This window comes from Limosilactobacillus urinaemulieris (genome assembly GCF_932750685.1).
Classification (GTDB): Bacteria; Bacillota; Bacilli; order Lactobacillales; family Lactobacillaceae; genus Limosilactobacillus; species Limosilactobacillus urinaemulieris.
Genome location: NZ_CAKOBX010000009.1, coordinates 64,750 through 79,186, shown reverse-complemented (window position 1 = coordinate 79,186; position 14,437 = coordinate 64,750). Strand labels below are relative to the sequence as shown.

Sequence of the window (14,437 nt, the reverse complement as noted above, 5' to 3'; positions counted from 1 at the left end):
CCCATTGCCTGGAGAGTTAATTATAGTTCTTTCTTGTTTTGTTGAAAATCAAAGAACTTCTTGATTGCCCAATCACCGAGACCAGGAATAATTCCATATACCCAGCTTAGACAGGTTACATACCCTGGAAGATTGATTTCCCGTGTCTTGTAGCCAACGTTATCCCATATTTGTTCAGCAAGCTTATCTGGAGAAATAAACATCCATTTTGGTAGGTGCGCCCGATATTTCCCTTGAGTATCCGCCTTTTCAAAAAATGGGGTATCAATTGGACCAGGATTAACTGTTAAAACCTGGACACCATAGTCAGCAACTTCCATCCGCAAGACGTTATCAAATTGATTAACCCCTGCTTTAGTGGCGGAGTAAGCCGCACTATTCGGTGTTGGAATCTTTCCGGCCATTGAACCAAGATTGATAATTGCCCCATAACCCTGATCCATCATTTGGCGAGCGACACAACGACTAATATACATTAGAGCAAGGAGGTTAACATCAGTCATTCGTTTAAGTGTTGCAAATGATTCACTAGTTGCCGGTGAAAAATCACCCAGACCGGCCGAATTAACAAGGGCATCAATCCCGCCAACCTCATGCTGAATTTGGGATAAAACAGCATCGATCTGGTCAGGATCAGTAACATCTAACTGGTAAGAAAAGGCAGGACGACCAGATAAAATCAAGCACTGATTAGCAACTTTTTCCAAGCGCTTCTGATCTCGTGCTACCACAATTACAATTGCTCCCCGACGTGCTGCTTCAAGAGCCAATGCTTTGCCGATTCCACTATCGCCGCCAGTTATCAAAACTACTTTATTTTTTAAGAATCGTAGCTGCTTAAACCTTTTCTTCATTTTAAGGACCTCCTTGCTAGTCTACTTATTTTTTAAATGGGACATCGATCACATCAAAATCATTTACTACCTTAGTGTCTGGTACAACATCACGAACCTGGTATGCTAACTGATACGCTGCTTTCCCCGTATACCGTGCTGAAATATGGGTCAATAATAACTTCTTTGCTCCTGCCTGTTTAGCAACCTCTGCCGCTTGAAGGCTCGTTGAGTGATAGTAATTGTGCGCCATCTTTGCTTCATTCTTTGCAAACGTACTTTCGTGCACAAGAACATCCGCTTGATGAGCGAGAACCACCGCATTGGGTGTTTGCCGCGTGTCGCCAAGAATTGCGATAATTCGCCCTGGTTGCGGCTTTCCGATATAGTTTTTCCCATCGACTACTCTACCATCGTCAAGTTTAACTGTCTTCCCGGCTTTTAATTGACCATAGACTGGTCCAGAAGGAATATTATCTTGACGTAACCTATCTACTTGCAGTTCACCAGGATGATCAGCTTCTTCAATCCGATAGCCATAACAAGCAATCTTATGGTCAAGCGACATCGTTGTTACTTTAAACCCGCGTTCATTAAACAATTCTTGATTGTGATCAATTTCAACGAATTTCAACGGATAGCTTAACCGTGATTCACTCACCTGAAGAGCTGTCATCACGAACTTTTTAATTCCTACTGGTCCGTAAATTGTTAACGGCTCATTACCACCCTGAAATGACCGTGAACTTAAGAATCCTGGTAAGCCAAATATATGGTCGCCGTGAAGGTGGGTAATAAAGATCTTTGTTACCTTTCTTGGGCGAATCGTCGTGTGGAGAATTTGGTGCTGGGTTGCTTCTCCCGCATCAAATAACCAAATTTCATTTAACTCTTCCAATAGTTTCAAGGCAACACTAGTAACATTTCGCTGCTTACTTGGTGAACCGGCTCCAGTTCCTAAAAATTCAAGCTGCATGCTCTTTCCTCAATTCCTTCTGATTTTATTTATTATTGTACAAATTCAAAGACAAACTTATCAATTCTGACAGTATCACCGTCTTGAATTCCCTTAGCCCGTAATGCTTCATCAACTCCCATATGACGAAGCTGACGAGCAAACCGTAATTGACTTTCTTCATGGGTCAGATCGGTCATCTTGAATAGGCGAAGAAGTTTTTCACCTCCAAGAACCCAAGTGCCATCTTCGTCACGACTAATCGTAAAGGCGGCCTGATCTTTTTCTGGTGCTTCGGCTTTGTAAACTGCTTCAAGCTGCTCATCATGACTTTCACTATCAAATGCTGGCGTCTTATCGAGGAGGTCAGCAGTCAATTGCATCAGTTGTTGAACCCCCTGATGAGTAACCGCTGAAATTGGAAAAATCTCAGGTTGCTTTGCCAGTGTCTTGTCAGCTGCTAAGTCTTGCTTAAAGGCAACTAGATTCTTTTCCGCGTTTGGTAAGTCCATCTTCGTTGCCACGACAATTTGTGGTCGCTTCAAGAGTTCTGGATCATAGTTAGCTAATTCGTGATTAATCTTCTTAAATCGTTCGATTGCTTGCTTTGGATCATCACTGCTCATATCAACTAAGTGAAGCAACACCCGTGTCCGTTCAATATGACGAAGGAACTTCAACCCAAGGCCAACACCCTTAGAAGCCCCTTCAATCAATCCTGGCATGTCAGCCATTGCAAAATCCCGACCATCAGGTAATAGCACCATCCCTAAATTAGGAACTAATGTCGTAAATTCATAAGCTGCAATTTTCGGCTTAGCGCCTGTAACAACCGATAGCAATGTTGACTTTCCAACCGAAGGGAAGCCAACCAAACCAACATCAGCAAGCATCTTTAATTCAAGTTCGAGGTAGCGATCTTCTCCTGGTTCACCATTTTCGGCAATCTCAGGAGCTGGGTTTTTCGCACTGGCAAAGTGAATATTACCACGACCCCCACGGCCACCCTTGGCAACTACCAAGGTTTGACCATTCTCAACAAGGTCACCAATGATTTTACCAGTATCCAAGTCCCGAACCGTTGTCCCTTGAGGCACGCTAATAACAGTGTCTTCTGCACTCGGACCGGTCATCTGTTTACTCATTCCGTTACCACCATTTTTAGCCTTAAAAATCCGGTGATAACGAAAGTCCATTAATGTTCTTAGTCCCTCGTCAACTTTTAGCACGATATTACCGCCATGGCCACCATCACCACCGGATGGTCCACCATTAGGGACATATTTTTCACGCCGGAAGGAAACCATTCCGTTCCCGCCTTTTCCGGCATGAGCTTCAATTTTAATTTGATCAACAAAAGTATTCATAAGTTGATTTCTCCGTTCTTCTGTTCTAATTACAAGTATATTGGAAAAAATTACCAGCGTCAAAATCAATCATGACTACTACCCTTAGCTATTTCGGCGTTTCCTTGAAGGGAAACTTTAATTAGCTGGGCAGTCTTCATGTTAATTCCTAGCGAATGAATATCCTCGACTGGAGCTGCGGCAATTTTAGTAATTGAACCATATTTTTGCAGCAACTTTGTCCGGGTTCGTGGTCCGACTCCCTTGATTGCATCGAGACGGGAAGCCATTGAATGCCGTGCATGAACACGGCGATGAAATGTAATTGCAAAACGGTGAACCTCATCCTGAATCCGTTGAACAAGGTAAAATCCCTGACTCCGTGGGTTCAGATTAATATGCTCATCATGATCGCCAAAAAGAAGATCAGCTGTCTTGTGCTTATCATTTTTGACCATTCCAACTACCGGAATATCCAGGCCGAGTTCATTTTCAAGGACATCCTTAACCGCATTCATCTGAATTTCACCACCATCCATGAAGATCATGTCAGGCATTGGCTTATTTTCCTTCAATAGCCGTGAATAACGGCGTCGAATTACCTCTCGCGTACTAGCAGCTTCATCAGCATGATTAATCACACTCTTCAGCTTGTATTTCCGATAAAGTTTCTTCGCTGGTTCTCCGTCAACAAAAACAACCATTGCACTAACTGGGTCAGCCCCTTGGATATGTGAGTGATCAAAGGCTTCAATCTTATGTCCCTCTGGCAAGCCTAATGCATCCGTGATTTCTTTCATCGCACCAGTGGTCTTCTTGGTATCTAGTTCGAGGAGACGGAATTTTTCGTCAAGCGATAGTTGCGCATTTTCACGTGCCATCGCCATTAAATCACGTTTTTCTCCCCGCACAGGCGTCCTTACCGGTACTCCTAAGATTTCACTAATTTCTTTATTTGGAAGGCCATGTGGCAGAAGAATTTCTTTTGGTAGGACATTATTTCGGCGATTGTAAAACTGCAGAATAAAACTGGTCATTTCTTCGACGTCAGTATCAACAACCGGAAATAACCGTTTTTCCCGCTTCATCAAGCGCGCCTGACGAATAAAGAACACTTGGATAGACAACCATCCCTTATCCATATAAAAATTAAAGAGATCTCGCGGTGTTTTATCATTAGAAATAATCTTCTGCTTTTCAACCGTTACTTTAATATAGTGTAACTGGTCGCGAATCTCAGCTGCACGTTCAAACTCTAAATTTGCTGCTGCTTCATCCATTTGCTTGGTTAACCGACGCTTCACAGTCGCTGTATTCCCGTTTAAGAAAGACTTAATCCGCTTAATCTGCTCATCGTATTCTTCACGGGGAACAGTTTTAAAGCAGGCACCAAGGCATTGTCCCATGTGGTAATACAAACACGGCCGATTTTGATAGCCGTTACAGCGACGCAGGGGATACACTTTCTGAATGAAATGAAGGGTTTCTTCAGCAGCATAAACGTTCGGATAAGGGCCAAAATAGTAGGCGCCATCCTTCTTTACTTGACCAGTAATCATTGTCCGCGGATCCCGTTCATTTGTAATTTTAATGTATGGATATCCGGTTCCCCGCTTTAACCTAATATTGAAGTAGGGTTGGTGCTTTTGAATTAATGTAATTTCCAGTAAAAATGATTCCTTATTGGTAGAGGTCACGATCGTTTCAAAATCAGCAACTTCAGAAACCATTTTCGCTACTTTTCCCGTATGAGAGCTCTTAAAGTAAGAGCGAACCCGGTTCTTTAAGTTTTTGGCTTTGCCGACATAGATAATCTGATCGTTGATGTTTTTCATTAAATAACAACCAGGTTTATCCGGTAATAATGCCAGTTTATGTTCAAGGTGTTCACTTGCCATAAAGATTCCTCCACTTAAATTGCTAAGTATTAATTATACGTTAAATCAAAGGAACAACGCAAAGGATCTGTCCAGATAATTGTACTTTCAGCCCTTTTTATGCTAGAGTATGAAAAAACTAGAGGAGAGTGTTGAAAATGGGACTTGTTACCCGACGCAGTATGCAATTAGATAAACTGTTTGATCAATTTGCGGTTGATCCCAAGAAGACGAAGAAGCAACCCAAAGATACCGAAAAGGATAAAGAAACAGCCAAGAAGAAAGATAATAACAAGTAATAGTAAAGCGGCAAGAACGGTGCTAGTTGAGACCATTCTTGCCGCTTTACTATTAGTTAATCTTGTTTTTTAAACCCTTGCGGATAGCGTTTATTTAATTCATTAATATTAGTCTTAGCAACTTCATCAAATGGAATATCAGCCCATTCGGCAATTTGTGAAAGGTACCAAAGGACATCACCCATTTCATGAATAAGTTGTTGGCGATCTAATTTACGACCACGGAAGGTATAGTTCTTTACTAGGTCAACTACCTGACCAGATTCGCCGGCTAATCCTAACGCACAATTAGTTAATACTTGTTCATTGCCATAGAGCGTTCGCTTTGCTGCATTTTGGTATTGATCGAAATCCATTAATTATTCCTCCCCAATTCGCTGTTCAATCCAATTCCACACTTGATCCTGCCCCTGCTTTTTTACAGCAGAGAATAGTACCAATGATGTCTTAGATGTTAATTCCAGCGTTTTGATAATATCATTTTTTACCCGATTTCGAGCATTTGGCTTAACCTTATCAATCTTTGTACCAACAATTAAAGTCGGAATATCATAATAAGCAAGCCACTGATACATTGAAACGTCATCAGCTGTTGGTTTATGCCGACCATCAACTAATTGAATAACTCCACGCAATTGTTGACGTGTAGTTAGATATTCCTCAATTATCTTACCAAAGCGTTCACGTTCCTTTTTGGAAACTTTTGCGTAACCATAACCAGGGACGTCAACAAAGTAAAGTTCGTCTTCAACATTATAGAAGTTTAACGTTTGTGTTTTCCCCGGCTGACTAGATGTATGAGCAAAGTTTCGTCGATTAATAAGAACATTGGTTAATGATGATTTACCAACATTAGACCGACCAACAAGCGCAATCTCCGGATAGTTAGTTGCAGGGTACTGTTTAGGTTCTACTGCACTGATCGTTAAATCAACATTATTGACTTGCACTGCCTTGCACTCACCTTTCTTAAATTATGAAGCTTCCTTTTCGCCCTTCATAACGTATCGTGGCTCTGTGTGTTGAGTTACACAACGTTTATCAATAATTACCTTCTCAACGTCCTTCCGACTTGGCAAGTCAAACATCACATCACGCATAACTCCTTCGATAATCGAACGAAGACCCCGAGCTCCGGTGTTTCGCTTAATTGCTAATTGAGCCATTGCACGTAATGCTCCATCCGTAAAGGTCAATTGACTACCATCAAGACGAATCAATTCTTGATACTGCTTAACAAGCGCATTCTTCGGTTCAGTTAAAATCCGAACAAGATCATCTTCGTCGAGCTTTTGTAATGCCGTCATTACTGGGAGCCGACCAATAAATTCTGGAATTAGCCCGAATTTCAGGAGATCTTCAGGAATAACGTGTTGCAGAATATTCTTTTCGGTAACATTAGCAGCTTCGTCGGAGTTAGTCCCAAAGCCGATTGTCTTATCACCAAGACGTTCCTTAACAATTGTCTCGATTCCATCAAAGGCACCACCGACAATAAAGAGAATGTTCTTAGTGTCAACCTGAATAAATTCTTGTTGAGGGTGCTTTCGACCACCTTGAGGAGGAACATTAGCAATGGTTCCTTCAAGGATCTTCAAGAGGGCCTGTTGAACACCTTCACCAGAAACATCACGGGTAATGGAAACATTCTCACTCTTCTTCGCAATCTTATCAATTTCATCAATATAGATAATTCCCTTTTCAGCCGCTTCAACATCAAAGTTTGCAGCTTGGAGAAGCTTTAAAATAATATTTTCAACGTCTTCACCAACATATCCTGCTTCGGTTAATGTAGTTGCGTCAGCAATTGCAAACGGAACGTTTAGGATCCGTGCTAATGATTGAGCTAAGTAAGTTTTCCCCGAACCAGTTGGCCCAATTACTGCAATGTTGCTCTTTTGCAATTCGGTATCATTATTATCACCAGTTGTCATTGCATTAACCCGCTTATAGTGGTTATAAACCGCAACAGAAAGGGTCTTTTTAGCATCAGATTGCCCAATTACGTAATCATCAAGCTTGCTCATGATTTCTTCAGGTGTTGGAACCTTAAATGTACTGTTCTTACGGTCCTCTTCAAGCTCCTGGTCAATAATTTCTTGGCACAGGGCAACACATTCATTACAGATGTAAACCCCCGGGCCCGCAACAATCTTTTTTACCTCATCTTGCGACTTACCACAAAATGAACAGTGGACTGAATCCATACCACTAGTATCTTCAAACATGGATTGTAGCCTCCTATTAAATATACTGTTTTAATAATAACAAACTTAACTGATTAATTCGAATGATTAGTTTACAAAAATAATCAAAATTAAATTAACACGAATATCACAGTAATACAAATGGCTTCAAGAGATTGCCTAGAAAAAACGAACTCTTGAAGCCTATTTACAACTACGAAAGCATGGGACAAATAACTTTCCCATGCTTTTCGCGCTTAAATATTATTTAACTGATAGTAGGATCGATTACTTATCTTCCTTCTTATCATCGGCTTTTTCAACTTGCTTAGCTGAGTCAGCAACTAAGTCAACAGCCTTCCGAATCTTAATGTCATGTGTAAGCATGTCTTCAGACAAAGCATTCTTAACTTGGTCTTCCTTCATACCATATTGCTTAGCAAGGTCACTAATTTCAGCCTTGATTTCATCTTCAGTTGCAGCTAAGTCTGCATCATCAACGATTGCTTCAAGAACTAAGTTAGTCTTAACCCGTTGTTCAGCATCAGCAGCAAATTGCTTCTTCAAATCATCTTCCTTAGTACCAGTGATTTGGAAGTACATTTGTGGGCTAATACCTTGTTGTTGCATTCCAGCTAAGTATTGTTGCATTTGACGGTTAGTATCTTCATCCAACATTGATTGTGGAATATCTTGAATTTCGGCGTTTTCAACCGCAGCGTTAATTGCTGCATCTTCAATAGCAGCCTTAGCTTGGTTGTCCTTGTTTTCTTGTAATTCCTTCTTAGTCTTGTCCTTTAATTCGGCAAGAGTATCAACGTCTTCGTCAACATCCTTAGCAAAGTCATCATCAAGTCCTGGAAGTTGCTTTTCCTTGATTTCGTGAACCTTTACCTTGAAGATAGCTTCCTTACCAGCTAAGTCTTTAGCATGGTAATCTTCAGGGAATGTAACCTTAACATCAACATCATCGTCGGTGTTGTGACCAATCAATTGATCTTCAAAGCCAGGGATAAATGATCCTGAACCTAATTCAAGGGAGTAGTTGTCAGCGGAGCCACCATCAAACTTCTTGCCATCAATGCTACCTTCATAGTCGATAACAACAGTGTCGCCCTTTTCGGCTGGCTTGTCTTCCTTCAATACAAGTTCTGCTTGTTGTTGACGCTTCTTTTCAAGTTCAGCATCAACGTCAGCATCACTAACTGTAGTGTCTTGCTTTGGAACTTCCATTCCCTTGTAGTCGCCAAGCTTTACTTCTGGCTTAACGTCAACAGTAGCAGTTAATACCCAAGGTTGATCCTTGTCCATGCTCTTAATATTAATTTGTGGTTGAGCAACAGGTTCAATACCAGCTTCCTTAACAGCATCACTGTAAGCTTGTGGTAATACCTTGTTTAAGGCATCTTGGTAAAGTGATTCTTCACCGTACATTTGGTCAAAAATTTGACGTGGTACCCGACCCTTACGGAAACCTGGAACAGTAATCTTCTTCTTGGTTTCTACGAAGGCTTCGTCAAGTCCCTTCTTAATAGTGTCGACATCGATTTCAAATGTCAAAGTACCTTTGCTGGCGTCGCTATCGCGTTCCCATTTTGCTGACATTTTATTTCCTCCAATATACATCAGATTGACCAAACACTAATCAGGCTGGTCTTTACATACTCTACTAGTTTACCGTACGTAAGTAGTAATTGCAACTAATCAAGAAATTCGATCAGATAAAAATTTAAAAACAAAAAAGGCCCGGAAACCGAACCTTTTCTCACTAAAACTAATAATTAAATTAGTCTAAGATGTCGGATACAACACCGGCACCAACAGTGTGTCCACCTTCACGAATAGTGAACTTAAGACCCTTTTCAAGGGCAACTGGCTTTTGTAATTCAACAGTGAATGTTACGTTATCACCAGGCATAACCATTTCTACACCATCTGGCAATTCAATAGTACCAGTAACATCAGTTGTGTGGAAGTAGAATTGTGGACGGTAGTTTGAGAAGAATGGAGTGTGACGACCCCCTTCTTCCTTAGTCATAACATAAACTTCACCCTTGAACTTCTTGTGAGTTTGGATGGAACCTGGTTCAGCAAGAACTTGACCACGTTCGATTTGATCGTGTGAAATACCACGAAGCAATACACCAACGTTGTCCCCAGCTTCACCAAGATCAAGAGTCTTGTGGAACATTTCCAAACCAGTAACAGTTGACTTAAGAACATCATCAGTCAAACCAACGATTTCAACTTCGTCACCGATCTTAACAGTACCACGGTCGATACGACCAGAAGCAACAGTACCACGACCAGTAATAGTGAAGACGTCTTCGACAGGCATCATGAATGGCTTGTCAGTAGGACGCTTTGGAGTTGGGATGTAGTCATCGATAACATCCATCAAGTGAAGGATAACCTTTTCTTGTTCTGGGTCACCTTCAAGTGCCTTAAGAGCAGAACCACGAATAACTGGAACATCGTCACCAGGGAAATCGTATTCGCTAAGTAAGTCACGAACTTCCATTTCAACCAAGTCAACCAATTCATCATCGTCAACCAAGTCAGTCTTGTTCAAGAATACAACGATGTATTGAACACCAACCTGACGGGCAAGAAGAATGTGTTCACGAGTTTGTGGCATAGGACCATCAGTTGCGGCAACAACAAGGATAGCACCATCCATTTGTGCGGCACCAGTGATCATGTTCTTAACGTAGTCCGCGTGACCTGGAGCGTCGATGTGAGCATAGTGACGCTTTTCAGTTTCGTATTCAACGTGGGCAGTGTTAATAGTGATACCACGTTCCTTTTCTTCTGGAGCTGCATCGATATCAGCGTAGTCTTCAGCCTTAGCCAAGCCCTTTTCTGATAATACCTTAGTGATAGCAGCAGTTAAAGTAGTCTTCCCATGGTCAACGTGGCCAATAGTACCAATGTTTACATGGGGCTTTGTACGTTCATAATGTTCTTTTTCAGCCATTAATGAAAACCTCCTGTGAATTTACAAGTATAATGCCAGTCATTTCAGAAAAACAACTGACACACCCTTATGGATATTGTACTACTTCTTTTCGCCAATGAAAAGATTAATCAAATGGCTCTCAAGAAGAATTCTATAACATAATATCAACTATCTGCCAATTTGTAAATAATTTAATTCATGTTTTTATTGTAATTTATCAATGAATTGATTTAGCCTTTTCTGCCAATAGATAATCTGTTCGTTTTCACCACTATATTCACCTGTAGTCGCTCGTTTATACATTACATCAACCCACTGTTCTGGATCTGCGATTGCCTCATCAATTAACGGGTTCAGCAAAATTACTTGAAGATCTAGCTGAATTTGTAACGCTCTCAGGATTTGCGGATCAGTTTGTCCCAGTCGCTTGCTTAATATTTGTTGACACTTAACTACTGCCGGATTTTGATAAGCGGTCGGTAAATTATTTGGAATAATTAAATGCTCTTCCTGATCGATACACAGCATTATAATTTTCTCTTGGCACTTAAGTTGTTGCAATATATTTAAAATATCAGCTTTAACAAATTGTTGGGTAAATGGATCGCGAAGTAGAAACTTTGCGCCAACCATAAAATCAGCTAACGGGAGCTGATCAGCAGCTAATAGGCGCTTACGCTGTTCTTGTAGCGGGTAATCACCAAGGTGGTAGAAAGTCCGGAGCTGGTTTTGAATTGTCGTCTTAAACTCCTGACGATAGTTTGATTCTGCCTGTTGAACAAGAGGAAGCAGGTTAGTAATTATTTCTTCCGGCTGACGTAAAATCATTGCTCGTGTAGAAATAAAATGCTGAGCCTTTAACCCAACCTGAACAAGGAACTTTACATCATTTGAAAATACTTGAGGATTCTGAGTAGCAACTTGATAAGCAAGTTTATACTGCTTTGAATTATATAGTGCCTTCGTTGTCCACTTGGTGAGTTGTTCGTCATCCACCTCATTTTGTAAATCAAACAGAATTGTCGCTGCATCACGCCATTTATTTTCCGTAAAAAGTTTCTTGGCCCTTTCAAATTGTTCTGTTTGTTCAGGATTCATTTTTTACTTCACCTTCAACTTTTTTAAAATTAAGAAACCAGGAAGTTTAGTTCTAAATACCCAACTCCCTGATTTCCTCCAGTATTATTTATGCGTTATTCTTCTTAGCATGGTGTTTCCGACCACGGCCACGACCTGAATATCGCTTTGCCTTTTTCTTATTATCCTGTTTGTTAGGCTCGTTCTCTTCATTTTTCTGAGAACTAACCTTTTTCCGTGAATTTTGGTTAACTTCCATAATTACCGGAAGGATTACCGGGTGTCGTTTAGTTTGGTCAAACAAGAACCGGTTTAATTTTTCCCGAACATCTTGTTTTAAGTGTCCCCAATCAAATTCTTTTTGGTCTAAGTTCTCTTGAACAACCTTCTCAACTAAGTCTGCACTTTGCTTCATTAATTGCCGATTAGTTTTTACAAAGACAAAACCACGAGATGTGATTTGCGGACGAGCAACAATTTTCTTATTCTTCCGGTCAATTGTCGCAACAACAACAAAGATTCCATCCTCAGACAATACTCGACGGTCACGTAAAACAATATTACCAATATCACCAATTCCTGTCCCGTCAATCATGGTATTGGCAACATCAATGTGTTCACCAACATGGAATTTGCCATTCTTATAAGTTAGGACATCCCCTTTATTTACAATGAAGATGTTTTCAGCAGGAATACCGACTTCTTCAGCTAATTCTGCATGACGATCTAGTAACCGATATTCACCCTGAATCGGGATAAAGAACTTTGGCTTCATAAAGTTAAGCATCAACTGTTCGTCATTCTGGTTTGCGTGTCCAGATGGATTAAGATCATCTGAAATAAACTTAACCTCGGCCCCGGTCCGGTAAATCATATCCTTAGTCTTTTGTACTTCGGTTTCTTGGGCATATGAAGGCGTCGTTGTAACAAAGACCAAATCGCTATCAGATAAATGAAGCTTAGGATTATCGCCATTAGCAATTTGTTGGAGCGACTTAATTGGTTCTCCCATCTTTCCGGTTTCCAAGATTACAACCTGGTCTGGTTCAAGGTTATTAGCCTCTTCCATACTAATAAGCAGATCCTTAGGAAGCTTTAATTTGCCTAATTGCATTGCAGTATCAATAATCTGCTCAATATCTTCACCTGAGAGGACTAATTTGCGATCAACCTTAACAGCCGCGTCAATAATTTGCTGGACCCGCATAATGTTAGAAGCAACACTTGCAACAACGATTCGCCCTTTTTGGTACTTAAACGTTTCAAGGATATATTCACCAATATCCTTTTCCCGTGCTGAGGCACCAGTAATTCCTGCTCCTGCAGAATCACTCAACAACGCTAAAACTCCTTGAGAGCCAATTTCAGCTAACCGGGCAAGATCTGTCTGATACCCAGTGTTTGCAGTTTGATCAAACTTAAAATCGCCAGTATAAACAATGTTTCCCTCAGGCGTTTCTAAGACAATTCCCAATGTTTCTGGAATTGTATGGGTTGTTGCAAAGAAGGAAACAGTAACATCGTTAAAATCAATGGCCGTTGACTCATCAACAACGTGAAAGTCATTAAACTTTTTAACTTCTTTATGACCCTTAACCGCTAATTTAGCTAAGGCAATTGTCATTTCACTACCAAAAACAGGAACATCAAAATCCATTAAGAAATATGGCAATGCACCAATTGCATCAGCGTGTCCATGGGTAAGAAAGACACCGACTATATCGTCTTTTCGTTTCTTAAGGTATTCCCAATCAGGAATAACAACATCAATTCCCATTAATTCATTTTCAGGGTACTTTAAACCTGCATCAAGAATGAAAATTTGGTTTTCAATCTCGACAGCGTACATATTCTTTCCATTTTCGCGTACTCCACCAAATGGAATTATTTTTATACTACTCATTTAGCGAGCTCCTTTGTTTAGTTTTACCTTTTTAGGCATTTTATCGTACAAAATCACTATGTAATATCTTACCACAGAATAGTTAAGAATTGGAATAGGAGTACCCTAGGGCTAAAATTTAAAAATAAAAAAAGCCAGAACTTTTTAGTCCCAGCTTTCCAAAGTGATGAATTACCGACGAAGACCCAACTTTTGGATAAGTTCACGGTAAGCATTTAAATCAGTCCGACGCAAGTAAGCCAAAAGGTTACGACGGTGACCGATCTTCTTCATCAAACCACGTTGTGAGTGGTAATCATGCTTGTGTGTACGCAAGTGGTCATTCAATTCGTTAATATCTGCAGTTAAAACAGCAACTTGTACTTGGGTAGAACCAGTGTCACCTTCGTGAGTTGCGAATTCCTTGATAATTTGATCCTTACGTTCTTTAGAAATAGCCATGCTATTTTCCCACCTTTCAATTATTAAATGCGCCAAGTTCTAAGTATTGCGTCGGTGAGGATCGCAAAACTGAGAAGAGGCATGGTTCAAACAAACCTTTAATAATATAACCAATTTTCTTTCAAGATGCAAGCCAATCGTTTCAAAATTCCTCTTTACTATTGCATTGAGAACTAGTCTTTTGTATAATGACAGATGTTGAAAATTCTGGTCAACTGAATATTGGGTAACGGAGGTGAAACTCATGCCAATTATTAAATCAGCAATTGAACGTGTTCGTACTAGCGAAAAAGCTGAAGCACGTAACGCATCCCAATTAAGCAAAATGCGTACTGCTATCAAGAAGTTTGACAAGGCAAAGCTTGCTGGCGCAGATAACCTTGATGATCTTTACAAGGCTGCAATCTCAGCAATTGACCGTGCCCACTCAAAGGGTCTTATCAAGGCTAACAAGGCTGCTCGTGACAAGTCACGTCTTTCAGCACGTTACGCTAAGTAATTAAAAAAGTGAAACTTTTCGGTTTCACTTTTTTATTTTTTTAAATAAAAAACTATGTCATA

14 protein-coding genes are annotated in these 14,437 nt (G+C 40.5%); 2 read left to right on the top strand and 12 right to left on the bottom strand.

The features are described 5' to 3' along the window. Window positions 1–20: 20 nt before the first annotated feature. The 4 genes from MR181_RS07365 to uvrC all read right to left on the bottom strand — a co-directional run bounded on the left by MR181_RS07365 (window position 21) and on the right by uvrC (window position 5,032). On the bottom strand, window positions 21–854 hold the full coding sequence (locus tag MR181_RS07365; protein WP_242336582.1) for an SDR family NAD(P)-dependent oxidoreductase: 834 nt from the start codon (window positions 852–854) through the stop codon (window positions 21–23). A gap of 25 nt (window positions 855–879) precedes the next feature. Next, window positions 880–1,809 carry a ribonuclease Z gene (gene rnz / locus MR181_RS07360; protein ID WP_242336579.1) on the bottom strand — a complete coding sequence of 310 codons (930 nt, stop codon included), beginning with the start codon at window positions 1,807–1,809 and terminating at the stop codon, window positions 880–882. 32 nt (window positions 1,810–1,841) lie between these two features. Beyond that, window positions 1,842–3,155: a GTPase ObgE gene (gene obgE, locus MR181_RS07355; RefSeq protein ID WP_242336577.1), complete on the bottom strand. Its 1,314-nt coding sequence runs from the start codon at window positions 3,153–3,155 to the stop codon at window positions 1,842–1,844. Window positions 3,156–3,220: 65 nt separating this feature from the next. After that, window positions 3,221–5,032 (bottom strand): excinuclease ABC subunit UvrC, encoded by a 1,812-nt coding sequence (gene uvrC, locus MR181_RS07350; protein ID WP_242336574.1) that lies wholly within the window; start codon window positions 5,030–5,032, stop codon window positions 3,221–3,223. 137 nt (window positions 5,033–5,169) lie between these two features. On the opposite strand from uvrC, the gene MR181_RS07345 reads away from it, so the two are divergent. Continuing rightward, window positions 5,170–5,310: an SPJ_0845 family protein gene (locus tag MR181_RS07345; RefSeq protein ID WP_191911545.1), complete on the top strand. Its 141-nt coding sequence runs from the start codon at window positions 5,170–5,172 to the stop codon at window positions 5,308–5,310. A 56-nt stretch (window positions 5,311–5,366) separates the two neighbouring features. Here the strand turns inward: MR181_RS07345 and MR181_RS07340 are convergent, their stop codons facing one another. The 8 genes from MR181_RS07340 to rpsO all read right to left on the bottom strand — a co-directional run bounded on the left by MR181_RS07340 (window position 5,367) and on the right by rpsO (window position 13,876). Then, the gene (locus tag MR181_RS07340; RefSeq protein ID WP_003716887.1) at window positions 5,367–5,666 is read right to left on the bottom strand and encodes a nucleoside triphosphate pyrophosphohydrolase family protein; all 300 of its coding nucleotides are present in this window, start codon (window positions 5,664–5,666) and stop codon (window positions 5,367–5,369) included. A 3-nt stretch (window positions 5,667–5,669) separates the two neighbouring features. Beyond that, window positions 5,670–6,260 (bottom strand): ribosome biogenesis GTP-binding protein YihA/YsxC, encoded by a 591-nt coding sequence (gene yihA / locus MR181_RS07335; protein WP_242336571.1) that lies wholly within the window; start codon window positions 6,258–6,260, stop codon window positions 5,670–5,672. 24 nt (window positions 6,261–6,284) lie between these two features. Further along, window positions 6,285–7,538 carry an ATP-dependent Clp protease ATP-binding subunit ClpX gene (gene clpX, locus MR181_RS07330; RefSeq protein ID WP_098044646.1) on the bottom strand — a complete coding sequence of 418 codons (1,254 nt, stop codon included), beginning with the start codon at window positions 7,536–7,538 and terminating at the stop codon, window positions 6,285–6,287. Between the two features lie 246 nt (window positions 7,539–7,784). Next, window positions 7,785–9,101 (bottom strand): trigger factor, encoded by a 1,317-nt coding sequence (gene tig, locus MR181_RS07325; protein ID WP_242336568.1) that lies wholly within the window; start codon window positions 9,099–9,101, stop codon window positions 7,785–7,787. Between the two features lie 181 nt (window positions 9,102–9,282). Next, window positions 9,283–10,473 carry an elongation factor Tu gene (gene tuf, locus MR181_RS07320; protein ID WP_102169071.1) on the bottom strand — a complete coding sequence of 397 codons (1,191 nt, stop codon included), beginning with the start codon at window positions 10,471–10,473 and terminating at the stop codon, window positions 9,283–9,285. 186 nt (window positions 10,474–10,659) lie between these two features. After that, on the bottom strand, window positions 10,660–11,553 hold the full coding sequence (locus MR181_RS07315; RefSeq protein ID WP_242336565.1) for a hypothetical protein: 894 nt from the start codon (window positions 11,551–11,553) through the stop codon (window positions 10,660–10,662). Between the two features lie 88 nt (window positions 11,554–11,641). After that, a complete protein-coding gene (locus MR181_RS07310; RefSeq protein WP_242336562.1) occupies window positions 11,642–13,435 on the bottom strand; it encodes a ribonuclease J in 1,794 nt (597 codons plus the stop codon). Window positions 13,436–13,606: 171 nt separating this feature from the next. Continuing rightward, complete coding sequence (gene rpsO / locus MR181_RS07305) at window positions 13,607–13,876, bottom strand: 30S ribosomal protein S15 (RefSeq protein ID WP_102169068.1); 270 nt, start codon at window positions 13,874–13,876, stop codon at window positions 13,607–13,609. 244 nt (window positions 13,877–14,120) lie between these two features. Here rpsO and rpsT point away from each other — a divergent pair, with 244 nt between their 5' ends. After that, entirely contained in the window at window positions 14,121–14,375 is a 255-nt protein-coding gene (gene rpsT, locus MR181_RS07300) for a 30S ribosomal protein S20 (protein WP_003716879.1), read from the top strand. Window positions 14,376–14,437 lie beyond the last annotated feature (62 nt).

Coding starts and splice junctions, on each gene's coding strand:
- MR181_RS07365 (WP_242336582.1), bottom strand. CDS start 854: ATGAAGAAAAGGTTTAAGCAGCTACGATTCTTAAAAAATAAAGTAGTT.
- rnz (WP_242336579.1), bottom strand. CDS start 1,809: ATGCAGCTTGAATTTTTAGGAACTGGAGCCGGTTCACCAAGTAAGCAG.
- obgE (WP_242336577.1), bottom strand. CDS start 3,155: ATGAATACTTTTGTTGATCAAATTAAAATTGAAGCTCATGCCGGAAAA.
- uvrC (WP_242336574.1), bottom strand. CDS start 5,032: ATGGCAAGTGAACACCTTGAACATAAACTGGCATTATTACCGGATAAA.
- MR181_RS07345 (WP_191911545.1), top strand. CDS start 5,170: ATGGGACTTGTTACCCGACGCAGTATGCAATTAGATAAACTGTTTGAT.
- MR181_RS07340 (WP_003716887.1), bottom strand. CDS start 5,666: ATGGATTTCGATCAATACCAAAATGCAGCAAAGCGAACGCTCTATGGC.
- clpX (WP_098044646.1), bottom strand. CDS start 7,538: ATGTTTGAAGATACTAGTGGTATGGATTCAGTCCACTGTTCATTTTGT.
- tig (WP_242336568.1), bottom strand. CDS start 9,101: ATGTCAGCAAAATGGGAACGCGATAGCGACGCCAGCAAAGGTACTTTG.
- tuf (WP_102169071.1), bottom strand. CDS start 10,473: ATGGCTGAAAAAGAACATTATGAACGTACAAAGCCCCATGTAAACATT.
- MR181_RS07315 (WP_242336565.1), bottom strand. CDS start 11,553: ATGAATCCTGAACAAACAGAACAATTTGAAAGGGCCAAGAAACTTTTT.
- MR181_RS07310 (WP_242336562.1), bottom strand. CDS start 13,435: ATGAGTAGTATAAAAATAATTCCATTTGGTGGAGTACGCGAAAATGGA.
- rpsO (WP_102169068.1), bottom strand. CDS start 13,876: ATGGCTATTTCTAAAGAACGTAAGGATCAAATTATCAAGGAATTCGCA.
- rpsT (WP_003716879.1), top strand. CDS start 14,121: ATGCCAATTATTAAATCAGCAATTGAACGTGTTCGTACTAGCGAAAAA.